General features: G+C 73.0%; 18 protein-coding genes. 15 read left to right on the top strand and 3 right to left on the bottom strand.

Features of this window, described 5'->3' with window-relative positions; genetic code table 11:
* The first annotated feature begins 25 nt into the window (after window positions 1-25).
* From dxr to AB0B40_RS14255, 6 genes are all read left to right on the top strand, one after another.
* Window positions 26-1,297 carry a 1-deoxy-D-xylulose-5-phosphate reductoisomerase gene (gene dxr / locus AB0B40_RS14280; RefSeq protein WP_345055155.1) on the top strand — a complete coding sequence of 424 codons (1,272 nt, stop codon included), beginning with the start codon at window positions 26-28 and terminating at the stop codon, window positions 1,295-1,297.
* Window positions 1,294-2,595, top strand: a complete 1,302-nt coding sequence (locus tag AB0B40_RS14275) for a site-2 protease family protein (protein ID WP_345055153.1) — start codon at window positions 1,294-1,296, stop codon at window positions 2,593-2,595. Before dxr ends, AB0B40_RS14275 begins: the two co-directional genes overlap by 4 nt.
* Window positions 2,596-2,766: 171 nt before the next feature.
* Window positions 2,767-3,924 carry a flavodoxin-dependent (E)-4-hydroxy-3-methylbut-2-enyl-diphosphate synthase gene (ispG, locus tag AB0B40_RS14270; RefSeq protein WP_345055151.1) on the top strand — a complete coding sequence of 386 codons (1,158 nt, stop codon included), beginning with the start codon at window positions 2,767-2,769 and terminating at the stop codon, window positions 3,922-3,924.
* A 173-nt stretch (window positions 3,925-4,097) separates the two neighbouring features.
* A complete protein-coding gene (locus AB0B40_RS14265) occupies window positions 4,098-4,946 on the top strand; it encodes a GNAT family N-acetyltransferase (RefSeq protein ID WP_345055148.1) in 849 nt (282 codons plus the stop codon).
* A gap of 20 nt (window positions 4,947-4,966) precedes the next feature.
* Window positions 4,967-5,497 carry a GNAT family N-acetyltransferase gene (locus AB0B40_RS14260; protein WP_345055146.1) on the top strand — a complete coding sequence of 177 codons (531 nt, stop codon included), beginning with the start codon at window positions 4,967-4,969 and terminating at the stop codon, window positions 5,495-5,497.
* Window positions 5,498-5,606: 109 nt separating this feature from the next.
* The gene (locus AB0B40_RS14255) at window positions 5,607-7,310 is read left to right on the top strand and encodes a proline--tRNA ligase (RefSeq protein WP_345055142.1); all 1,704 of its coding nucleotides are present in this window, start codon (window positions 5,607-5,609) and stop codon (window positions 7,308-7,310) included.
* Window positions 7,311-7,460: 150 nt separating this feature from the next.
* On the opposite strand, the gene AB0B40_RS14250 is transcribed toward AB0B40_RS14255, so the two are convergent.
* From AB0B40_RS14250 to AB0B40_RS14240, 3 genes are all read right to left on the bottom strand, one after another.
* Window positions 7,461-8,363 (bottom strand): aminoglycoside phosphotransferase family protein, encoded by a 903-nt coding sequence (locus AB0B40_RS14250; protein WP_345055140.1) that lies wholly within the window; start codon window positions 8,361-8,363, stop codon window positions 7,461-7,463.
* Window positions 8,364-8,647: 284 nt separating this feature from the next.
* Entirely contained in the window at window positions 8,648-9,112 is a 465-nt protein-coding gene (locus AB0B40_RS14245) for a ferritin-like domain-containing protein (protein WP_345055228.1), read from the bottom strand.
* Between the two features lie 32 nt (window positions 9,113-9,144).
* Window positions 9,145-9,651, bottom strand: coding sequence for a hypothetical protein (locus AB0B40_RS14240; protein WP_362264007.1), 507 nt, complete (start codon window positions 9,649-9,651; stop codon window positions 9,145-9,147).
* Between the two features lie 216 nt (window positions 9,652-9,867).
* On the opposite strand from AB0B40_RS14240, the gene rimP reads away from it, so the two are divergent.
* From rimP to AB0B40_RS14195, 9 genes are all read left to right on the top strand, one after another.
* Window positions 9,868-10,377, top strand: a complete 510-nt coding sequence (gene rimP, locus AB0B40_RS14235; RefSeq protein ID WP_345060310.1) for a ribosome maturation factor RimP — start codon at window positions 9,868-9,870, stop codon at window positions 10,375-10,377.
* Window positions 10,378-10,379: 2 nt separating this feature from the next.
* Complete coding sequence (gene nusA, locus AB0B40_RS14230; RefSeq protein WP_345060312.1) at window positions 10,380-11,366, top strand: transcription termination factor NusA; 987 nt, start codon at window positions 10,380-10,382, stop codon at window positions 11,364-11,366.
* Between the two features lie 90 nt (window positions 11,367-11,456).
* Window positions 11,457-11,753 carry a YlxR family protein gene (locus AB0B40_RS14225; RefSeq protein ID WP_345060313.1) on the top strand — a complete coding sequence of 99 codons (297 nt, stop codon included), beginning with the start codon at window positions 11,457-11,459 and terminating at the stop codon, window positions 11,751-11,753.
* Between the two features lie 145 nt (window positions 11,754-11,898).
* Window positions 11,899-14,988: a translation initiation factor IF-2 gene (infB, locus tag AB0B40_RS14220; RefSeq protein WP_362264006.1), complete on the top strand. Its 3,090-nt coding sequence runs from the start codon at window positions 11,899-11,901 to the stop codon at window positions 14,986-14,988.
* 194 nt (window positions 14,989-15,182) lie between these two features.
* The gene (locus AB0B40_RS14215; RefSeq protein ID WP_345055441.1) at window positions 15,183-15,476 is read left to right on the top strand and encodes a DUF503 domain-containing protein; all 294 of its coding nucleotides are present in this window, start codon (window positions 15,183-15,185) and stop codon (window positions 15,474-15,476) included.
* A gap of 40 nt (window positions 15,477-15,516) precedes the next feature.
* Window positions 15,517-15,972, top strand: a complete 456-nt coding sequence (gene rbfA, locus AB0B40_RS14210; protein ID WP_345055443.1) for a 30S ribosome-binding factor RbfA — start codon at window positions 15,517-15,519, stop codon at window positions 15,970-15,972.
* Window positions 15,969-16,874 carry a tRNA pseudouridine(55) synthase TruB gene (gene truB / locus AB0B40_RS14205; RefSeq protein ID WP_345055445.1) on the top strand — a complete coding sequence of 302 codons (906 nt, stop codon included), beginning with the start codon at window positions 15,969-15,971 and terminating at the stop codon, window positions 16,872-16,874. The genes rbfA and truB overlap by 4 nt, the downstream gene beginning before the upstream one ends.
* A gap of 368 nt (window positions 16,875-17,242) precedes the next feature.
* The gene (locus AB0B40_RS14200) at window positions 17,243-21,280 is read left to right on the top strand and encodes a hypothetical protein (protein WP_362264005.1); all 4,038 of its coding nucleotides are present in this window, start codon (window positions 17,243-17,245) and stop codon (window positions 21,278-21,280) included.
* A 131-nt stretch (window positions 21,281-21,411) separates the two neighbouring features.
* Window positions 21,412-22,359: a bifunctional riboflavin kinase/FAD synthetase gene (locus AB0B40_RS14195; RefSeq protein ID WP_345055449.1), complete on the top strand. Its 948-nt coding sequence runs from the start codon at window positions 21,412-21,414 to the stop codon at window positions 22,357-22,359.
* The last annotated feature ends 198 nt before the right edge of the window (window positions 22,360-22,557 follow it).

The raw sequence follows: 22,557 nt of genomic DNA, 5'->3' as shown, positions 1-22,557 counted from the left end.
CACCGCTTGCGGCAACAATGGGGGGATGACCGACAGTCCCGCCAGTCCGGCACCCCTCGCGGACCCGCACCTCGTCTACGACCCCGTCCCCGGCGACGGCCCCAAGGACGTGGTGATACTCGGCTCCACCGGATCCATCGGCACCCAGGCCATCGACCTCGTGCTGCGCAACCCCGACCGCTTCCGGGTCACCGCCCTCTCCGCCAACGGCGGCCGGGTGGCCCTCCTCGCCGAGCAGGCGCACCGGCTGCGGGTGCGGACCGTGGCGGTCGCCCGCGAGGACGTCGTACCCGCGCTGCGGGAGGCGCTCACCGCCGAGTACGGCAGCGGGGAGCCGCTGCCCGAGATCCTCGCCGGGCCCGACGCGGCCACCCAGGCCGCCGCCTCCGACTGCCACACCGTGCTCAACGGCATCACCGGCTCCATCGGCCTCGCGCCGACCCTGGCCGCCCTGGAGGCGGGCCGCACGCTCGCGCTGGCCAACAAGGAGTCGCTGATCGTCGGCGGCCCGCTGGTCACCGCGCTCGCCAAGCCCGGCCAGATCATCCCGGTGGACTCCGAGCACGCGGCCCTCTTCCAGGCACTCGCCGCCGGCACCCGCGCCGATGTCCGCAAGCTCGTCGTCACCGCCTCCGGCGGCCCCTTCCGCGGCCGGACCAGGGCCGAGCTGGCGCACGTCACCGTCCAGGACGCGCTCGCCCACCCCACCTGGGCGATGGGCCCGGTGATCACGGTCAACTCCGCGACCCTGGTCAACAAGGGACTGGAAGTCATCGAGGCACACCTCCTCTACGACATTCCCTTCGACCGCATTGAGGTGGTCGTGCATCCCCAGTCGTATGTCCACTCGATGGCCGAGTTCACCGACGGATCCACGATCGCCCAGGCGACGCCCCCCGACATGCGCGGGCCCATCGCCATCGGTCTGGGCTGGCCCGAACGCATTCCCGACGCGGCGCCCGCCTTCGACTGGAGCAAGGCTTCCACCTGGGAGTTCTACCCGCTGGACAACGAGGCGTTCCCCTCGGTGAACCTCGCCCGGCACGTGGGGCAGCTCGCGGGGACGGCTCCGGCGGTGTTCAATGCGGCCAACGAGGAGTGCGTCGAGGCCTTCCTGGGCGGCGCGCTGCCCTTCAACGGGATCATGGAGACCGTCACCCGGGTGGTCGAGGAGCACGGCACCCCGGGCACGGGAACCTCACTCACGGTGTCGGACGTCCTCGAAGCGGAGACCTGGGCCAGAGCCCGGGCCCGCGAACTCACAGCCACGACGGCGACCGCGGAGGCGCGTGCATGACGACCTTGATGTTCATCCTCGGCATAGCGGTCTTCGCGGTGGGCCTGCTCGTCTCGATCGCGTGGCACGAGCTGGGGCACCTGTCCACGGCCAAGCTCTTCGGCATCCGCGTCCCGCAGTACATGGTCGGCTTCGGCCCGACCGTCTGGTCGCGCGACAAGGGCGAGACCGAGTACGGCATCAAGGCCATCCCGCTGGGCGGCTACATCCGCATGATCGGCATGTTCCCGCCCGACGACCAGGGCCGGGTCTCCGCCCGCTCCACCTCCCCGTGGCGCGGCATGATCGAGGACGCCCGCTCGGCGGCCTTCGAGGAGCTCAAGCCGGGTGACGAGACGCGCATGTTCTACACGCGCAAGCCGTGGAAGCGGGTCATCGTCATGTTCGCGGGCCCCTTCATGAACCTGGTGCTCGCGATCGGCCTGTTCTTCACCGTGCTCATGGGCTTCGGCATCCAGCAGCAGACCACCACCGTCGCCTCCGTCTCCCCCTGCTCCATCGAGCAGAGCGAGCACCGCGACACCTGCAGGAAGTCCGACCCGGTCTCCCCGGCGGCCAAGGGCGGCCTGAAGGCGGGCGACAAGATCGTCTCCTTCGACGGCGTGCCGACCAGGGACTGGAACACGCTCTCGGACCTCATCCGGGACAGCGCGGGCAAGAACGTCGCGATCGTCGTCGACCGCAAGGGCCGGGAGATGACCCTGCACACGACGATCACGACGAACAAGGTCGCCAAGAAGGACTCCAGCGGCCAGTACACCAAGGGCTACGTCGAGGCCGGCTTCCTCGGCTTCAGCGCCGCCACCGGCGTCGTCAAGGAGGACTTCGGCGGGTCCGTCTCCTGGATGACCGACCGGGTCGGCGACGCCGTCGACTCCCTCGCCGCGCTGCCCGCCAAGGTCCCCGCCCTGTGGGACGCAGCCTTCGGCGACGGCCCGCGCGAACCGGACTCACCGGTCGGCATCGTCGGCGCGGCCCGCATCACCGGTGACATCGCCACGCTCGACATCCCCGCCTCCCAGCAGGTGGCGATGTTCGTGATGCTGCTCGCCGGGTTCAACCTGTCCCTGTTCCTGTTCAACATGCTCCCGCTGCTGCCGCTGGACGGCGGACACATCGCGGGCGCGCTGTGGGAGGCGCTGCGGCGGAACCTGGCCCGGGTGATGCGCCGGCCGGACCCCGGTCCGTTCGACGTCGCCAAGCTGATGCCGGTGGCCTACGTGGTGGCCGGGATCTTCGTCTGCTTCACCGTCCTGGTGCTCATCGCGGACGTGGTCAACCCGGTGAAGATCTCCTAGCCGTCCGACGTTCCAGGGGGCCCGGAACCCAGCGGTTGCGGGCCGCCTACCTTCGAGTGGGTTTGCGGGTGGGATGTGCCGCCCCCCACCCCCGTGCCGTAATCTCGGAGGCTGGGGCCCGCGCCGTTCACGGGACCGGAGCTTGATCCACGACTTGGGGTTGCACAGCAGATGACTGCGATTTCTCTCGGCATGCCGTCCGTTCCGACCAAGCTCGCCGAGCGCCGCAAGAGCCGGCAGATCCAGGTCGGAAGCGTCGCGGTCGGCGGAGACGCGCCCGTCTCGGTCCAGTCGATGACCACGACCCGTACCTCCGACATCGGCGCCACCCTCCAGCAGATCGCCGAGCTGACCGCCTCCGGCTGCCAGATCGTCCGCGTGGCCTGCCCCACCCAGGACGACGCCGACGCCCTCGCCACCATCGCGAGGAAGTCCCAGATCCCCGTCATCGCGGACATCCACTTCCAGCCCAAGTACGTCTTCGCCGCCATCGAGGCCGGCTGCGCCGCGGTCCGCGTCAACCCCGGCAACATCAAGCAGTTCGACGACAAGGTCAAGGAGATCGCCAAGGCCGCCAAGGACCACGGCACCCCGATCCGCATCGGCGTCAACGCCGGCTCCCTGGACCGGCGCCTGCTCCAGAAGTACGGCAAGGCCACCCCCGAGGCCCTGGTCGAGTCCGCCCTGTGGGAGGCGTCCCTCTTCGAGGAGCACGACTTCCGCGACATCAAGATCTCCGTCAAGCACAACGACCCGGTCGTCATGATCGAGGCCTACCGCCAGCTCGCCGCGCAGTGCGACTACCCCCTCCACCTCGGCGTGACCGAGGCCGGCCCGGCCTTCCAGGGCACGATCAAGTCGGCGGTCGCCTTCGGCGCGCTCCTCTCCCAGGGCATCGGCGACACCATCCGCGTCTCCCTCTCGGCCCCGCCGGCGGAGGAGGTCAAGGTCGGCATCCAGATCCTGGAGTCGCTGAACCTCAAGCAGCGCGGCCTGGAGATCGTCTCCTGCCCCTCCTGCGGGCGGGCCCAGGTCGACGTCTACAAGCTCGCCGAAGAGGTCACCGCGGGCCTCACCGGCATGGAGGTCCCGCTCCGCGTCGCCGTCATGGGCTGTGTCGTCAACGGCCCCGGCGAGGCCCGCGAGGCCGACCTCGGCGTCGCCTCCGGCAACGGCAAGGGCCAGATCTTCGTCAAGGGCGAGGTCATCAAGACCGTCCCCGAGTCCAAGATCGTGGAGACCCTCATCGAGGAGGCCATGAAGCTGGCCGAGCAGATGGAGGCCGACGGCGTGGCCTCGGGCGAACCGTCGGTGTCGGTGGCGGACTGATCTCTCCCGGCACCGCCGGGGGCGGGCGCCCGTCCGAGGCGGGGAGTATGGCGCGGGCGGCCACGGCGGACCGGTCGCGCCCACGGACCCCGCCGCGGAGTTCGACTGCGCACCGCCAAGGCGGCGCAGTTATAGTGCCGGGACCAGCAGAACCCCAGGGTGAGGCCCCGCACGTGTTGACCCAGACCACCTCCCGGGTGCTCGAACCGAGCGACCTTGATGCCGCGCTCGCCGTCCTCGACCGCGAGCCGGTCGCGAACGCCTTCGTGTCCTCCCGGGTCCAGGTCGCCGGACTCGACCCCTGGCGCCTCGGCGGCGAGATGTGGGGCTGGTACGAGGACGGCATGCTCACGTCCCTGTGCTACGCGGGCGCCAACCTCGTCCCCGTCTGCGCCACCCCGCGCGCCGTCCGCGCCTTCGCCGACCGCGCCCGCCGGGCCGGCCGGCGCTGCTCGTCCATCGTCGGCCCCGCGGAAGCCACCGCCCAGCTGTGGCGGCTGCTGGAGCCGCACTGGGGCCCGGCCCGCGAGGTCCGCGCCCAGCAGCCGCTGATGGTCACCGACAGCATGCCGGCGGACATCGCCCCCGACCCGTACGTCCGCCGCGTCCGCAAGGACGAGATGGAGACGATCATGCCGGCGTGCGTGGCGATGTTCACCGAGGAGGTCGGCGTCTCCCCGCTGGCCGGCGACGGCGGCCTGCTCTACCAGGCCCGGGTCGCGGAACTCGTCGGCTCCGGCCGCTCCTTCGCCCGCGTCGACGACCGGGGCCGGGTCGTGTTCAAGGCGGAGATCGGCGCGGCGACCCGCGACGCCTGCCAGATCCAGGGCGTGTGGGTGGCCCCCGAGTACCGGGGCAAGGGGCTGGCGGCCCCCGGCATGGCGGCGGTGCTGCGCTACGCCCTGACGGACGTGGCCCCGGTCGTCAGCCTGTACGTGAACGACTTCAACACGGCGGCCAGAAGGACATACCGCAGGGTGGGCTTCCAGGAGGTGGGAGCCTTCATGAGCGTACTGTTCTGACTCCCCTGTACCCTCCCGGCATGGACCTCGTGATCGGTGCCCTGGACCTCGCAGCCCACATCGACGAGGCCCTGGCCGTCCAAGCCCTCGCCTTCGGGCTCGGCCCGGAAGAAGTCGCCGTACGCCGTCAGATCGTCCAGCGCCACATGCAGTACCAGGGCGCCCGTGCCCTCGGCGCCACCAGCCGCGGACAGCTGCTCGGGTTCGTCTACGGCATGCCCAACAGCCGCACCCACTGGTGGTCCACCGTCGTGGAGCCCTACCTCCGCGCGGGCGGCCACGACGACTGGCTCGACGACTCCTTCGTCATCACCGAGCTGCACGTCCACCCCGACCACCAGAACCGCGGCATCGGCCGGCGCCTGATCACCGCCATCACGGACACCGCCGCCGAGCCCCGCTCGATCCTCTCCGCGATCGACACCGACAGCCCCGCCCGCGGGCTGTACCACTCCCTCGGCTACGTCGACCTCGCCCGCCGGGTCCACTTCCCGAGCGCACCACGGCCCTACGCCGTGATGGGCGCCCCGCTGCCGCTGCGCAGGCGATAACCGATTTCCACCGGCCCAGTCCGCCCGGCTAACCTCCTATGCCATCACCCTCCCCACGCTCGGCCTCGCCCGCGCGGGGGGACCACCATCCGGCAGGAGTACGACAACCATGGCGAACGCACCGGTCCAGCGCATGTCCCAGTTGATGGCGAAGACTCTGCGCGACGACCCGGCCGACGCCGAGGTCCTCAGCCACAAGCTCCTCGTCCGCGCCGGCTACGTCCGCCGCACGGCCGCCGGCATCTGGAGCTGGCTGCCCCTGGGCAAGAAGGTCCTCGCCAACGTCGAGCGCATCGTCCGCGAGGAGATGGACGGCATCGGCGCCCAGGAAGTCTCGCTGCCGGCCCTGCTGCCGCGCGAGCCCTACGAGGCCACCGGCCGCTGGGACGAGTACGGCCAGGAGCTGTTCCGGCTCAAGGACCGCAAGGGCGGCGACTACCTCCTCGGCCCCACCCACGAGGAGATCTTCACCCTCCTGGTCAAGGACCAGTGCACGTCCTACAAGGACCTGCCGGTGATCCTCTACCAGATCCAGACCAAGTTCCGCGACGAGGCGCGCCCCCGCGCCGGCATCCTGCGCGGCCGTGAGTTCCTGATGAAGGACTCGTACTCCTTCGACCTGGAGGACGAGGGCCTCGCCCGGTCCTACGCCCTGCACCGCCAGGCCTACCAGCGGATCTTCGAGCGCCTCGGCCTCGACTACCGCATCTGCGCGGCCACCGCCGGCGCCATGGGCGGCTCCAAGTCCGAGGAGTTCCTCGCTCCGGCCGAGGCCGGCGAGGACACCTTCGCGGACTGCCCCCACTGCGACTTCGCCGCCAACACGGAAGCGATCACCTACGCGCTGAAGCCGGTCGACGGCTCGGCCGTGCCCGCGCTGGAGGAGATCCCCACCCCCGACACCCCGACCATCGAGACGCTCGCCGCCTCGCTCGGCGTCCCGGCCTCCGCCACGCTGAAGAACCTGCTGGTCAAGGTCGACGGCGAGATCGTCGCCGTGGGCGTGCCCGGCGACCGTGAGGTGGACCTGGGCAAGGTGGAGGCGCACTTCGCCCCGGCCGCCGTCGAGATGGTCACCGAGGCGGACTTCGCCGGGCGCCCCGACCTGGTCCGCGGCTACGTCGGCCCGCAGGGTCTCGGCGAGAAGGTCAAGTACATCGCCGACCCGCGCGTGGCCCCCGGCACCGCCTGGATCACCGGCGCCAACAAGGAGCACACGCACGCGAAGAACGTCGTCGCCGGCCGGGACTTCGAGGTCGACGAGTACGTGGACGTCGTCGTCGTACAGGACGGCGACCCCTGCCCGAAGTGCGGCACCGGCCTGAAGCTGGACCGCGCCATCGAGATCGGCCACATCTTCCAGCTGGGCCGCAAGTACACCGACGCCCTCAAGCTGGACGTCCTCGGCCAGAACGGCAAGCCCGTCCGCGTCACCATGGGCTCCTACGGCATCGGCGTCTCCCGCGCCGTCGCCGCGCTCGCCGAGCAGACCGCCGACGACAAGGGCCTGGTCTGGTCCAAGGAGGTCGCCCCGGCCGACGTGCACGTCGTCGCCGCCGGCAAGGCCCTGCAGACCGAGCTGGCGCTGGACGTCGCCGGGAAGCTGGCCGCGGCGGGCGTCCGCGTCCTGGTGGACGACCGGGCCGGCGTCTCCCCGGGCGTGAAGTTCACCGACGCCGAGCTGATCGGCGTCCCCCAGATCCTGGTCGCCGGCCGCCGCTCCGCCGAGGGCGTGGTGGAGCTGAAGGACCGCAAGACCGGTGAGCGCGAGGAACTCTCGGTCGAGGACGCGATCGCCCGCCTGACGGCCTGATCGCCGCCCGCCCCCGCAGCTGTGCACCGGCCCGCTCGCCGCAGGCGAGCGGGCCGCTCGGCATGCCGGCAGGCCACAGCCGGCCGCCGTGACGCCGTGAGCGGGCGCCGGCACACCGCCGGCGGCCGGGGACACCGTCACGCGGCAGCCTCAGGAGAGCCAGCCCGCGAACTCCAGCAGCAGCTCCCCGTCCTTCGGCCGTCCCACGCGCAGCGCACGCACACCGGACTCCACCGCACGGAACAGCGTCCACCCCCGCAACCGCTCCTGGTCCACCTCGAGGGACTCCGCGAGCCGCTTGATCCGGCGCCGGGTGGTGGCCGGTCCGGACGGCGTCGCGATCAGGTCCTCCACCCGGTCCCGGACCAGCCGCGCCAGGTCGAAGGCGCTCTCGCCGACCACCGGGTCCGGGCCCACCGCGAGCCACGGCATCCGCTCGCCCGCGAGCACCTTGCTCTGCCGGAACGTGCCGTGCAGCAACAGCTGCTCGGGCGGTTCGGCCAGCAGCTCCTCGCGGGCGGCGAGCGCCGGATCCACCAGGGAGGCGGTGTCCGGATCCGTCCCGGCGCTCGCCCGCATGGCGGACGCCTGCCGCCCGGTGCGCTCGGCGACGGTCTCGAAGGCGTGCCCGGCCGGCGGCGTCACCCACAGCCTGCGCAACGTCCCCGCCGCCTCCAGCAGTGCCTTCGCCTCCGGCAGCGAGCGCACGGACACGTCCGGGTGCAGCCGCTCCAGCAGCAGCGCCCCGTCGTCCGCACCGCCCTCCAGTAGCTGTACGGCGCCCAGCCCGGCCCAGTGCGCCAGTGCCGCCCGCTCGCTCTCCGGACGGGCCCGGGGCGGCGCCAGCTTCAGCACGGCCGGGGTGCCGTCCGGCCGCCGCACGAGCACGACCAGACTGCCGCGACCGCCCGGCACCTGCACCCGCTCGACGGTCAACTCGCGCCGGGCCACGGCCCGCTCGGCCGCCGTGGGCAGCTGCGCCAGCCAGTCGTCCCCGGCCGGCGCCGTCTCACCGAGCGCACGCACCAGACGCGGCGGCGGTTCGAAAGCCATGCGCGAGTCTTTCCCTTCCTGTCGCGGCCTGTCGCGGCCTGTCGGGCCGTGCCCGGCGGCCGGTCCTGTCCGCGGACCGACCCGGGTCCGACCCGAGTCCGGCCGGCTCCTGGCCGGCCGTCCGCGGTCCCACCGGGTCCTTCGTGCGGCCCGTCCTGCTTCCGAGGCCGATCCGTGGGCTGCCCGCGGCCTTTCCCGGGCACGTTCCTGCCGTCCTGCCGTACGGGCCCTCGTCCCGCGCGCGGTCCGTCCCACCGGCCCGGTGCGGGCCGCCGTGCCCTCGCCTAGCGTTTCGCCGAGGCGGAGGCCGACGCGGTGGTGCCGGCGGCGCCCGCGTGCTCGCCGGACCGTTCGGTGAGCCCAGGGAAGGCTACGCTCTCCCCGCTCCAGCGCACCGCCCGCACCGCGGACTCCCGCAGCGCCCCGGCGGCGTCGGCCCGCCGCGCGCCGGTCGCCGCGCGCACCAGGTCCGAGTAGACCCCGGCGACCCGCTCCTCCAGCCGCGCGGCCAGCCGCACCGCGGCCGTCCCGTCCTGGACCGGGAACGGCAGCGCGTAACCGGCGCTCGCGGCGAGCGGGGTGCCGCCCAGGTCCCGCACCGCCCGCACCAGCGCGTCCCGGCGGGCCCGGTGGGCGTCGTACGCCGCCCGCGCCTCGGCCCGGTGCGGCTCGCCGATCCGCCCGCCGACGACGCCGTAGCCGTACACCGCCGCGTGCTCCGCCGCCAGCGCCGCCTGCAGCGCGGTCATCTCGGCCTGGTCGGCCTGGTCCGTCCCGTCGCTCACCGGGCACCCTCCGTCAGCAGGTAGGCGTGTGCGGCACCGGCCGCCGCGACCGACGCCAGCAGCCGCGCCAGCTCGCCCGGCACCGTCAGCAGTTCCCTGGCCCGCCGGTCGGCCAGCGCGCGCTCGGCGGCCGCCAGCCCGGCGACGGCGTCCTTCTCGGCGGCCGGGACGGGAGTGGCGGAGGCCGACGGGCCGGCCGTCGCCGCGGCGGTGGCCGGCGCGCCCTCCGCGAAGGCCGTCGCGTGCGCGGCGACCTGCGTACGCAGCGGGCCCAGCCGGTCCGCCAGCGCGGGATGCGCGGCGAGCACGGCGTCGTACCGGTCCAGCAGCCCCCGGCTGTCCCGGGCCGCACGCGCGCGTGCCCGGGCGGCGGCCGACGGGCCGTCGTCGCCGGAGTCCGGACCGGCCGAGCAGCCCGCCAGCAGGGCGGCGCCGGCGGCCGAGGCGAGCAGGGATCTTCTGCGCGGCCCCGAGCGGGTGCGCGGCGGTGGGGGATACGGCACTGCAGACGTCCTCGGGAGCTCGTACGGAGGGAACGGCGAAGGCGGCACAGCCGGCGGGCGGCACGCCCGTGATCACCGTACCCGCGCGTCCCGCGCGCACCACTCACCGGCACCGCCCGGCCACGGGTGGACGGCAACAGCCTCCGCGACCGGATACCCTTTGACCTGACACGCGACCCATCCCACAACAGCACACGCGGCCGAGGAGTCACCCGGATGAGCACCACCCAGAGCGAGAGGCTGCGAGAGCTGCTGGAACCGCTCGTCACCTCCCAGGGGCTGGATCTCGAAGAGATCGCCGTGGACTCCGTAGGACGCAAGCGGGTGCTGCGTGTGGTCGTCGACTCCGACACCGGGGCGGACCTGGACGCCATCGCCGATGTGAGCCGCGCGCTCTCGGCGAAGCTCGACGAGACCGACGCGATGGGTGACGCGACCTACGACCTGGAGGTCGGCACCCCCGGCGCCGAGCGCCTCCTCACCGAGCACCGCCACTACGTGCGCGCCACCGACCGCCTCGTGAAGTTCCAGCTGACCGAGGGCGGCGAGCTGGTCGCCAGGATCCTGGAGGTCGACGAGGACGGCCTCGACGTCGAGGTCCCCGGGGTCAAGGGCCGCAAGGCCACCACCCGCCGGCTCGGCTTCCCGGAGATCGACAGGGCGCGCGTGCAGGTCGAGTTCAACCGCAAGGACAAGAAGGACATGAAGGAAGAGGAGGAGGCGTAGCCGTGGACATTGACATGAGCGCCCTGCGGGGCTTGGTCAGGGAGAAGGAGATCTCCTTCGACCTGCTGGTCGAGGCGATCGAGTCGGCCCTCCTCATCGCCTACCACCGCACCGAGGGAAGCCGCCGTCACGCGCGCGTGGAGCTGAACCGGCAGACCGGTCATGTGACCGTGTGGGCGAAGGAGGACCCGGAGGACGTCGAGGAGGGCCAGGAGGTCCGCGAGTTCGACGACACCCCGTCCGGCTTCGGCCGCATCGCCGCCACCACCGCCAAGCAGGTGATCCTGCAGCGGCTGCGCGACGCCGAGGACGACGCGACGCTCGGCGAGTACGCCGGCCGCGAGGGCGACATCGTCACCGGCGTGGTCCAGCAGGGCCGCGACCCGAAGAACGTGCTCGTGGACATCGGCAAGCTGGAGGCCATCCTGCCGGTGCAGGAGCAGGTGCCCGGTGAGACCTACCCGCACGGCATGCGGCTGCGGTCGTACGTCGTCCGCGTCGCCAAGGGCGTCCGCGGCCCGTCCGTGACCCTCTCCCGTACCCACCCCAACCTGGTGAAGAAGCTCTTCGCCCTGGAGGTGCCGGAGATCGCCGACGGCTCGGTGGAGATCGCGGCCATCGCCCGCGAGGCCGGTCACCGTACGAAGATCGCCGTACGGTCCACCCGTTCGGGTCTGAACGCCAAGGGCGCCTGCATCGGCCCCATGGGCGGCCGGGTGCGCAACGTGATGGGCGAACTGAACGGCGAGAAGATCGACATCGTCGACTGGTCGGACGATCCGGCGGAGATGGTCGCGAACGCCCTGTCACCCGCTCGGGTGAGCAAGGTGGAGGTCGTCGACATGGCCGCCCGCTCCGCACGGGTGACCGTGCCGGACTACCAGCTGTCGCTGGCGATCGGCAAGGAGGGCCAGAACGCCCGCCTCGCCGCCCGGCTGACCGGCTGGCGGATCGACATCCGGCCCGACACCGAGCCGGCCGGGGAATAGATCCAAGCCGAACGTCGCTGAGATCACGACAACGACCGTTCGATTCTTGCCCCGAAGGGGTGAGGTCGGTACGGGGAGGTAGACTTAAGAGTGTCTGGCCGGACGCACACCCGAGCATGCCCTGAACGCACCTGTGTGGGGTGTCGGGAGCGGGCGGCCAAGAACGATCTCCTGCGGATCGTGAGGATCGAGGATGCGTGCGTCCCCGATCCTCGCGGTACGCTGCCCGGCCGGGGTGCTTACGTGCACCCCGCCCTGGTCTGTCTCGACCTGGCGGTTCGCCGCCGGGCGTTCCCGCGGGCACTGCGCGTCCCGGGAGCGCTCGACACAAAGGCGTTGCGCCGATACGTCGAGCAGACAAGAGTTGCCGAGCAGGCAACACCGTAAGACGTGTCGTACGGAACCCCGTGCGGCTTGGTACCTCGCGAGTCGAAAGCAGGTCGAGATTGCGATGAGCACTCGATGAGTACGCGATGAGTACGCCCATGAACTAGCGACGGTCCGGCTTCAACCCGGACCTCAAAGGAGCGAAGTGGCTAAGGTCCGGGTCTACGAACTCGCCAAGGAGTTCGGTGTCGAGAGCAAGGTCGTCATGGCCAAGCTCCAGGAACTCGGTGAATTCGTCCGTTCGGCGTCTTCGACCATCGAAGCGCCGGTTGTACGCAAGCTGACCGACGCCTTCCAGGGCGGTGGCAACGGCAAGTCCGCCGGCAAGCCCGCCCCGCGCAAGGCCGCCCCCAAGCCCGGCGCGCCCTCTCCGGCGCAGTCGGCACGTCCGGCTGCCCCGAGGCCGCCGGCTCCCAAGCCTCCGACCGCGCCGGCCGCCCAGCAGCCCGCTGCCCCGGCGGAGCAGCCCACCACCCCGTCGGCCCCCGCGCCGGCCCTCGGCCAGCGTCCGGTGCCGGGCCCCAAGCCCGCGCCGCGCCCGGCTCCGGCAGCCCCGGAGTTCACCGCTCCGCCGGCCGCTCCGGCCGCCCAGACCCCGCAGGCCCCGGCCGCGCAGGGTCCGCGTCCCGGTTCCCGTCCCGGCGCCCCGAAGCCCGGTGGCCGTCCGGCTCCCGGTCAGGGTCAGGGCCAGGGCCGTCAGGGCCAGGGTGCCCAGCGTCCCGGCGGCCAGTCGCCGCGTCCGGGTGCCCGTCCGTCGGGTCCGCGTCCGGGCAACAACCCCTTCACCTCCGGCGGCAACGCCGGCATGGCCCGTCCGCAGGCTCCGCGCCCGCAGGGCGGTCCGCGTCCGGGTGGCCCCGGTGCCCCCGGTGGCGGCCCCCGTCCGCAGGCGCCCGGCGCCCAGGGCGGCGGTCCGCGTCCGCAGGCTCCCGGCGGTCCCCGTCCGTCGCCGTCCGGCATGCCCCGTCCGCAGGGCGGCGGCCCGCGTCCCGGCCCGGCCGGTCCGCGTCCCAACCCCGGCATGATGCCGCAGCGTCCCGCTGCCGGCCCGCGTCCGGGCGGCGGTGGCCCCGGCGGCCGTGGTCCCGGTGCCGGCGGCGGTCGTCCCGGTGGCGGCGGCGGTCGTCCGGGTGGCGGCGGCTTCGCCGGTCGTCCGGGTGGCGGTGGCGGCGGTTTCGCCGGCCGTCCGGCTGGTCCCGGCGGTGGCGGTGGCGGCGGTTTCGCCGGCCGTCCCGGTGGTCCCGGCGGTGGCGGCGGTGGCCGTCCCGGCTTCGGCGGCCGTCCCGGTGGTCCCGGTGGCCGCGGTGGCACGCAGGGCGCCTTCGGCCGTCCCGGTGGTCCCGCGCGTCGTGGCCGCAAGTCGAAGCGGCAGAGGCGCCAGGAGTACGAGGCCATGCAGGCCCCGTCGGTCGGCGGCGTGATGCTGCCTCGCGGCAACGGCGAGACCATTCGCCTGTCGCGCGGTGCCTCCCTCACCGACTTCGCGGAGAAGATCAACGCCAACCCGGCGTCGCTCGTCGCGGTCATGATGAACCTCGGCGAGATGGTCACGGCCACGCAGTCCGTCTCCGACGCGACCCTCGAGGTCCTCGCCGGCGAGATGAACTACACGGTTCAGATCGTCAGCCCGGAGGAGGAGGACCGCGAGCTGCTCGAGTCCTTCGACATCGAGTTCGGCGAGGACGAGGGCGACGAGGAGGACCTGGTGGTCCGTCCGCCGGTCGTCACCGTCATGGGTCACGTCGACCACGGTAAGACCCGACTGCTCGACGCCATCCGCAAGACGAACGTCATCGCGGGCGAGGCCGGCGGCATCACGCAGCACATCGGTGCCTACCAGGTCTCGACCGAGGTCAACGACGAAGAGCGCAGGATCACCTTCATCGACACCCCGGGTCACGAGGCGTTCACCGCCATGCGTGCCCGTGGTGCGAAGTCGACCGACATCGCGATCCTGGTCGTCGCGGCCAACGACGGCGTCATGCCGCAGACGGTCGAGGCGCTCAACCACGCCAAGGCGGCCGACGTGCCGATCGTGGTCGCGGTCAACAAGATCGACGTCGAGGGTGCCGACCCGACCAAGGTGCGCGGTCAGCTGACCGAGTACGGCCTGGTGGCCGAGGAGTACGGCGGCGACACCATGTTCGTCGACATCTCCGCCAAGCAGGGTCTGCACATCGACTCGCTGCTGGAGGCCGTGGTCCTCACCGCGGACGCCTCGCTCGACCTGCGGGCCAACCCGAACCAGGACGCGCAGGGCATCTCGATCGAGTCCCGTCTCGACCGCGGCCGCGGTGCCGTGGCGACGGTCCTCGTCCAGCGAGGCACGCTGCGGGTCGGCGACACGATGGTCGTGGGCGACGCCTACGGCCGCGTGCGCGCCATGCTCGACGACAACGGCAACAACGTCGCCGAGGCCGGCCCGTCGACGCCGGTCCAGGTCCTGGGCCTGACCAACGTCCCGGGTGCGGGCGACAACTTCCTGGTGGTGGACGAGGACCGTACGGCCCGTCAGATCGCCGAGAAGCGTGCCGCCCGTGAGCGCAACGCCGCGTTCGCCAAGCGCACGCGCCGCGTGTCGCTGGAGGACCTGGACAAGGTGCTCAAGGCCGGCGAGGTCCAGCAGCTGAACCTGATCATCAAGGGTGACGCCTCTGGTTCCGTCGAGGCCCTCGAGTCCTCGCTGCTCCAGCTGGACGTCGGCGAAGAGGTCGACATCCGCGTCCTGCACCGTGGTGTCGGTGCGGTCACGGAGTCCGACATCGACCTGGCGATGGGCTCCGACGCCATCGTGATCGGCTTCAACGTCCGCGCGGCCGGCCGCGCGGCGCAGATGGCCGAGCGCGAAGGCGTGGACGTCCGGTACTACTCGGTCATCTACCAGGCGATCGAGGAGATCGAGGCGGCCCTCAAGGGCATGCTCAAGCCGGAGTACGAAGAGGTCGAGCTGGGCACGGCGGAGATCCGCGAGGTCTTCAAGTCGTCCAAGCTGGGCAACATCGCGGGTGTTCTCATCCGCTCCGGCGAGGTCAAGCGCAACACCAAGGCGCGCCTCATCCGCGACGGCAAGGTCATCGCGGAGAACCTCAACATCGAGGGTCTGCGTCGCTTCAAGGACGACGTCACCGAGATCCGCGAAGGCTACGAGGGTGGTATCAACCTCGGAAACTTCAACGACATCAAGGTCGACGACGTCATCGCGACGTACGAGATGCGCGAGAAGCCGCGGGCGTAACGCCTACGGTCCGTGCCGGCCGACGGGACTTTCGGTCCCGTCGGCCGGCACGCCGTTTGCGGCCCGCATCCACGGTCCACGGAGCGTAATATCCGTCGATCGTGCGGGCCGCTTCGTTGTACGGTTCTTGATGTCCCCGGCCACACGGACCCGGGGCCATCGATCCCGTACCGGCGGGTGAACCGGTTACACACATGTACGTGGGGACTCTGTCCTTCGACCTCCTCCTCGGCGACGTCCACTCGCTGAAGGAGAAGCGCTCCGTCGTCCGCCCGATCGTCGCCGAACTCCAGCGGAAGTACGCCGTGAGCGCGGCCGAGGTGGACCACATGGACCTCCACCGGCGAGCGATCATCGGCCTGGCCATGGTCTCCGGCGACCCGGCGCACGTCACCGACGTACTGGACCGGTGTGAGCGGCTGGTCGCCGCCCGCCCCGAGGTGGAGCTGCTGTCCGTGCGACGGCGCTTCCACGGCGACGACGACTGACCACGAAACGCAAGCAAGAGAAAGAACGGGAGACGGACCAGTGGCCGACAACGCGCGGGCGAAAAGGCTGGCGGACCTCATCCGGGAGGTGGTGGCCCAGAAGCTGCAGCGCGGGATCAAGGACCCGCGGCTCGGCTCGAACGTCACCATCACGGACACCCGGGTCACGGGTGACCTGCGGGAGGCGACCGTCTTCTACACGGTCTACGGCGACGAGGAGGAGCGGAAGGCGGCGGCAGCCGGCCTGGAGAGCGCCAAGGGCGTCCTCCGCTCGGCCGTGGGAGCGGCGGCCGGTGTGAAGTTCACGCCGACGCTGACCTTCGTCGCGGACGCCCTCCCGGACACCGCCCGGACCATCGAGGACCTGCTCGACAAGGCGCGCCAGTCCGACGAGAAGGTGCGTGAGGTGTCCGCGGGCGCCGCATACGCCGGTGACGCGGACCCGTACCGCAAGCCGGGCGAGGAAGACGACGGGACGGACGACGCCGCCGAATGACCAGCAAGCCCACACCGCCCGACGGCCTCGTCATCGTCGACAAGCCGTCGGGCTTCACTTCGCACGACGTGGTCGCGAAGATGCGCGGAATCGCGAGGACCCGCCGCGTCGGCCACGCCGGCACCCTCGACCCCATGGCGACCGGTGTCCTGGTCCTCGGGGTCGAGCGCGCCACCAAGCTCCTCGGGCACCTCGCGCTCACCGAGAAGGAGTACCTGGGCACCATCCGCCTGGGCCAGAACACCCTCACCGACGACGCCGAGGGCGAGCTGACCTCGTCCACCGACGCCTCCAAGGTGACCCGGGACGCCATCGACGCCGGTATCGCCAAGCTCACCGGCGAGATCATGCAGGTGCCGTCCAAGGTCAGCGCCATCAAGATCAACGGCGTACGGTCGTACAAGCGGGCCCGCGAGGGCGAGGACTTCGAGATCCCCGCCCGGCCGGTGACCATCTCCTCCTTCACGGTGTACGACGTCCGGGACGCGGTCGCCGAGGACGGCACGCCCGTGCTCGACCTGGTGGTGTCGGTGGTCTGCTCCTCCGGCACCTACATCCGCGCGATCGCCCGCGACCTGGGCGCCGACCTGGGAGTGGGCGGCCACCTGACCGCGCTGCGCCGGACGCGCGTCGGGCCGTACAAGCTGGACGCGGCCAGGACCCTGGACCAGCTGCAGCAGGAGCTGACCGTGATGCCGGTCGCCGAGGCCGCCTCCGCGGCGTTCCGGCGCTGGCAGCTCGACGCCAAGCGGTCCCGGCTGCTGCTGAACGGCGTCCGGCTGGAGATGCCGGACGAGTACGCGGGCGCGGGCCCCGTGGCCGTCTTCGACCCCGAGGGCCGCTTCGTCGCGCTCGTGGAGGAGCAACGGGGCAAGGCGAAGAGCCTGGCGGTCTTCGGCTGAGCGCGGGGGCTCCGCCCGGGCGTTACGGGGGGGCCTCGCCCGGGCCTTCGGGGGCTCCGTCCTGGCCCTGAGCGGGCGACGTCCCAGCCCTCCGCGGGCTTCGTCGGAGCGCCGTCGGGCGGTTCCCGGGCTGTCTGCCGTGGAGCGGCGGCCGGCCACGGGTGGGCCCTGCCGCCGCTCCACGATCCCCCCTCGGTTCCCCCACCCCTAGGGTTATCCAGCAGCCTTCGCCTATTCACCCGTCCGGGCAGGCGCTCGGAGTGAACCGGGGGAGCGGAAGGGGGCGCGTTCGCCGCGCGATCTGTCCTGCCGATCATCACGCACCTACCGTCGATGACAGGGAACGGGGACGGGCGGGAGGTACGGCCATGGCGGGACGGGGCCCGCGCACCGGAGGCGGGCGCCGGGATGACGGGGACGGCTCCGGGCAGTGGGGTCGCTCCGGGCACTCTCGTCGCGCGGACGGTCGCCGGACGCAGGAGGGACGCACGGAACAGGGGCGCACGGAACAGGGGCGTGCGTTCGGGCGCAGTGTGTACGGGGAGGGCACGTACGGGGGACCGGGTGCGTACGGGGGACCGGGTGCGTACGGCGGACCGGGCGGCGACGGCGGGACCCGGGACGAGACCGGGGATCCCGGTGACGCCGGTGCCGTGGACACCGCCCGCGTCGATGCCGCCCTCGTACGGATCCGGGACCTGGCCGGCCGCGTGCGCGGCCTGGGCTTCCTCGCCGACCACGAGGGCACCCTGCTCACCAGCCACGAGACCGTCGACGGCCTGGCCCGGCTGGTGCTGCACGCCACCGGCGACCGCACCTGCCTGGTCGCCGCCGACGCCGTCACCCCGCTGCCCGACCTGAACCTCGCCCTGGTGCGCACCGAGGGCCTCGACGTGGAGCCGCTGCCGCTGACCGAGCGGGAACGGATCGACGCCGGCACCTACGTCCGCATCCTCGCCGGCTGCTGGCGCGAGGCACGGGTGCTGGCCGCCACCGAGGTGACGTACACCGCCACCGACCGCTTCCACCTGCTGGACGGCGCCCTGGAGCTGGCCATCGGCACGGCGGGCCGGGACGCGCTCCGGCTCGGCGGCGGCGCGGCCGGCGGACCGGTGCTCGACGCCCGCACCGGCGCTGTCATCGGCGTCCTCGGCACCGCACTGCACACGGCCGAGCGCGACGCGGGCTTCGCGGTCCCGCTGCGGCCCGCCGACGGCGCCCTCGCCGCCCTGCTCGCCCGCAACGCGGCCACCGTGCCCGGTTACGGCGCCGACCTCAACCTGGCCGGCATCCTCCAGCTCACCACCACCTCGGTGGGCCAGGACGGTCCCCCGGACGCCCTCACCGGCCACCCGGACGCCGTCGCGCCGGTCGAACGCGCCGACATCGCCCGGGAGCTCGCCGCCTTCACCGACGCGGACCGTCCCGTGCTCGGCCTGGTGGGCGCCCCGGGCAGCGGTCGTACGACGGAGCTCGCCGCCCTCGCCGCCCGCCGCGCCCGGGGCGAGCGGCCCGCCCCCACCCTCTGGCTGCGCGGCGCCGACCTGACCGACGCCGACGACTCGGTCGCCGACGCCGCCCGCCGCACGCTGGCCCGTGCCGCCCGGATCGTCGCCGCCTCCCGCGCTGTCCGGCCCGAGGACCTCGGCGACGTCACCCCCGAACACCTGGCCCGCCTCGCCGCCCGGGCCGGCCGGCCGCTGCTGCTCCTCCTCGACGGTCCCGAGGAGATGCCCCCGGTGCTCGCCCATCGCCTGGCCGACTGGACCCGGGGCACGGCGGCCTGGCTGCGCGAGACGGGCGCACGCCTGGTGGTGGCCTGCCGGGAGGAACACTGGGAACGCGCGGGAAGTGCGTTTCCCGCGGGGTTGCTCCACATCCCGGAGGGCGGGAGCGGGCAGACGTGCACGGCCGCGGGTTCCGGCTGTCCTGGATGTTCCGGATGTTCCGGCTGTTCGGGGTGGTCCGGGTCTCCGGCGGGCGGTGCGCAGGCGGGCGGTGCCGAGGCGGCCGGTGCCCCGGTCGGCCGGGCCGTTCCCATGGAGGAGGGCGAGCCGGTGTGCGTGCCCGGTGACGCCGGTGATCCCGCCGGTGGAGAGGGCGTCACCGGGGCTGGTCCGGGAGGGGCCGCCGGTTCCCTTCCGCCCTGTGTGCGGGTGGGTGACCTCACCGACGACGAGGGACGGTGGGCCCGGGCCCGGTACGGGATTCCGGACGGCGCGCTCGGCGAGCGGGACGCACGGCATCCGCTCACCCTCCGGCTGCTGTCCGAGGTCCGGGCCGCCGTTCCCGACGCGCCCGCCACCGGCCCCCTCGACCGGCACGACGTCTTCGCCGCCTACCTCGACCTGATGTGCCTGCGCGTCGCGGTCCGCCTCGCCGCCGCCGGCGGCCTGCGCGGCACGGCCGTACGACGGCTCGCGGCGCGGGTGGCCGGGCAGGTGCACGAGGCGGCCCGCCGCAGCCTCGGAGCGGGGCAGGGGGAACTGGACCGCACGTCGTTCGAGGCGGTGTTCCCCTGGGGACCCGCCCCCGCCCGGCTCGGCGGCGGCACCGGGTGGGCCTCCGCCGTCCTCACCGAGGGCCTCCTCGTGCCGGCCGGCGGCGGCTACCGCTTCGCCCACGAGGACCTGGCCGACTGGATCCAGGGCATGCACCTGGACCTGGACGAGGCCCTGCGCGCCCTGGTGCACCGCGCGAGCCGGCCGTGCGAGACCCGCACCCCCGTCCCGGTGCCGCACCACCGCGTCGGCCCCGTCGTACAGGCCCTGCTGCTCCTGGACCGCCAGCACGGCCCCCACCAACTCGGTCCGCGCCTGCGGGAGTTGCTCGACGCACTGGACCACGACACCGATTCCTGGTGGGCCGCCCGGCTGCTCGCCCGGACGCTGCTCCAGGTCCCGGACGCGACGCCGTACACCGAGGTGCTGCGCCTGCTCTGCGACCGCGTCGTCGCCTGGCGCCGCGCCCGGCGGCCCGTACCGGCCGAGTTCGGCCCCGCCTTCTGGACCGCGCTCCCCGTCTCCGACGCCGAGCGCCTCGACCTGCTGCGCCGGCTCGTCCTGGCCGACCCGGCACCGCCCGCGGCGGGCGACCGCTACCTGGACGTCGTCGCCGGACTGCTCGTGGACGCCCCGGGCGTCGTACAGCCCCTGCTCACGCACTGGTTCACCGACGAGCGGCCGTTGCCCGCGACACCGCACGCCACCGTGGCCACCGCGGCGCAGGCGTTGCTGCACACCCACCGGCACCGCGCCCTGGACCAGCTCACCGAGGTGCTGGTGGCCTGTGCCCACCGGCGTGCCGACGAACTGCTCGAGGTCCTCGCCGAGGAGGAGCCGTCGGCCGTCTGCCGGGCGGTCGACCGCTGGGCGCACGACGAACGCCCCGCCCGTCGGGTGGCGGCGGTGGCGTTCGGACTGCGTGCGGCCCCGCACCTCCGTTCCGGGGCGGACCGCGAGCTGCTGCGCCACACCGCCCTCGCCCTGCTCGCCCGCCCCGCAGACTGCACCCTGCACGGCGGTGCGCTGGCGCTGCTGGTCCACGACCCGCACACCCGCGACGGGTACCTGTCCGCCGCGCTGCGTCACTTCGCCGACGGCGACCCGCAGTTCCCGCCGAGCGCCCTGGTCCCGGCCCTGACCACGCATCCGGAACCGGTCCTGGAGGCGTTCCGCGCCCGGCTGCGCGCCCCGGACACCGGCGGCCCGGAGGCCGGAGCCGCCCTGCGCACCCTCGCCGAGGTCACCACCCCGGCCCTCGCCCGCCGGGTCGCCGACCTGGTCCAGGAGGCGGTGCGGCTGCGCCCGGAGAGCGCCGGGCATGTCGCCTGCTATGTCGACCGCCGCCTCGAACAGGGCCCCACGGCCCGCCCGGTCCTGCTGCCCCTCGTCACCGGCCTGCTCGACGGCGGGCCGGAGCAGGTCCGGTCGGCCCTCGCCACCGTCCTGGCCGCCGCCGGCACACCGGCCTCCCGCCCGCTCCGCCGCGAGCTGCTGGAGTTCCTGCTCGTCCGGGAGCAGGACCCCGCCGTTCTGGCCGCCGTCCTGCACGCGGCGGCGGCCCAAGGGGACGGCGAGGGGGACCTCGGCGTCGACCGGAGCCGGAACCGGAGCTGGAGCGTGAGCGGGGACGGGGGTGCGGGCGGTGACTTCGGTGACGGTGGGTACCGCCGGGAGGACGAGGTGCGTGGTCTGGTCCACCGCACCGGGATGCTCCTCGTCCGTACGCCCGAGGGCGCCACCCGCTTCGACCGCGGTCTGGTCGACCTCGGCCGGCACGTGCCCGGTTTCGCCGTGCGCATGGCACGCTGGCTGACCGACGCCCCCGACGACTGGGCCGCCGTGGTGGGACCCAGTGCCCGCCGCATGATCGAAAACCTTGCGGGCGTACGCGTACCGGCATGATCGGCACGGCGGAACGTGCGCCCCGTCACAGCCCCCATGCCGATGCCGACCGGGGGCATCCGGCATGGCACCCTTAGACCTGCACAACGCGGTCAAGGTAGATACGGACAAGGGTTCGAGGAGCGGTCACAGTGCAGCGCTGGCGTGGCTTGGAGGACATCCCCCAGGACTGGGGGCGCAGCGTCGTCACCATCGGTTCCTACGACGGCGTCCACCGCGGCCACCAGCTGATCATCAAGCACGCCGTCGACCGCGCCCGTGAACTGGGCGTCCCGGCCGTCGTGGTCACCTTCGACCCGCACCCCAGCGAGGTGATCCGCCCCGGCAGCCACCCGCCCCTGCTGGCCCCGCACCACCGCCGTGCCGAACTGATGGCCGAGCTGGGCGTCGACGCGGTGCTCATCCTCCCGTTCACCACCGAGTTCTCGAAGCTCTCGCCCGCCGAGTTCGTGGTGAAGGTCCTGGTCGACAAGCTGCACGCCAAGGCGGTCGTGGAAGGCCCCAACTTCCGCTTCGGTCACAAGGCGGCCGGCAACGTCGAGTTCCTCACCGAGCAGGGCAAGATCTACGACTTCGAGGTCGAGGTCGTCGACCTGTACGTCACCGGTGAGGCGGGCGGTGGCGAGCCGTTCTCCTCGACGCTGACCCGCCGCCTGGTCGCCGGGGGCGACGTCGAGGGCGCCCGCGAGATCCTGGGCCGCCCGCACCGCGTGGAGGGCGTCGTCGTCCGGGGCGCCCAGCGCGGCCGGGAACTGGGTTTCCCGACGGCCAACGTCGAGACGCTCCCGCACACCGCGATCCCCGCCGACGGCGTGTACGCCGGCTACCTGCACGTGCAGGGCGAGGCCATGCCGGCCGCGATCTCCGTCGGCACGAACCCGCAGTTCGACGGCACCGAGCGCACGGTCGAGGCGTACGCGATCGACCGCGTCGGCCTCGATCTGTACGGCCTGCACGTCGCCGTCGACTTCCTCGCCTACGTGCGCGGCCAGGCCAGGTTCGAGACGCTGGCGGCCCTGCTGGAGCAGATGGCCGTGGATGTGCAGCGCTGCCGGGACATCGTCGCCGCCGAGGCGTAGGTCCCCGCGCGGAGGCGGGGAGAGGCTGAGGCGCGAAGAAGCTGAGGCGCGAAGAAGCTGAGGCGCGGAAGAAGCTGAGGCGTGGAAAAGGGCGGCCGGTGCGGTGAGCACCGGCCGCCCCGGGGCATGCCGTCCAACAGGAGCCGGGGGGGGGGGGGCGGGGGGTGGTGGTGTGACGGGGGCTGGGGGGGGTGGGCG

The sequence above is a fragment of the Streptomyces sp. NPDC042638 genome (assembly GCF_040647235.1).
Taxonomy (GTDB): Bacteria; Actinomycetota; Actinomycetes; order Streptomycetales; family Streptomycetaceae; genus Streptomyces; species Streptomyces rameus.
This window is presented reverse-complemented; position numbering and strand designations above follow the sequence as displayed.

Excerpts from the sequence above, each read along its gene's own strand:
- dxr (WP_345055155.1), top strand. The coding sequence starts at position 26 with ATGACCGACAGTCCCGCCAGTCCGGCACCCCTCGCGGACCCGCACCTC.
- AB0B40_RS14275 (WP_345055153.1), top strand. The coding sequence starts at position 1,294 with ATGACGACCTTGATGTTCATCCTCGGCATAGCGGTCTTCGCGGTGGGC.
- ispG (WP_345055151.1), top strand. The coding sequence starts at position 2,767 with ATGACTGCGATTTCTCTCGGCATGCCGTCCGTTCCGACCAAGCTCGCC.
- AB0B40_RS14260 (WP_345055146.1), top strand. The coding sequence starts at position 4,967 with ATGGACCTCGTGATCGGTGCCCTGGACCTCGCAGCCCACATCGACGAG.
- AB0B40_RS14255 (WP_345055142.1), top strand. The coding sequence starts at position 5,607 with ATGGCGAACGCACCGGTCCAGCGCATGTCCCAGTTGATGGCGAAGACT.
- AB0B40_RS14250 (WP_345055140.1), bottom strand. The coding sequence starts at position 8,363 with ATGGCTTTCGAACCGCCGCCGCGTCTGGTGCGTGCGCTCGGTGAGACG.
- AB0B40_RS14245 (WP_345055228.1), bottom strand. The coding sequence starts at position 9,112 with ATGACCGCGCTGCAGGCGGCGCTGGCGGCGGAGCACGCGGCGGTGTAC.
- rimP (WP_345060310.1), top strand. The coding sequence starts at position 9,868 with ATGAGCACCACCCAGAGCGAGAGGCTGCGAGAGCTGCTGGAACCGCTC.
- AB0B40_RS14215 (WP_345055441.1), top strand. The coding sequence starts at position 15,183 with ATGTACGTGGGGACTCTGTCCTTCGACCTCCTCCTCGGCGACGTCCAC.
- truB (WP_345055445.1), top strand. The coding sequence starts at position 15,969 with ATGACCAGCAAGCCCACACCGCCCGACGGCCTCGTCATCGTCGACAAG.
- AB0B40_RS14200 (WP_362264005.1), top strand. The coding sequence starts at position 17,243 with ATGGCGGGACGGGGCCCGCGCACCGGAGGCGGGCGCCGGGATGACGGG.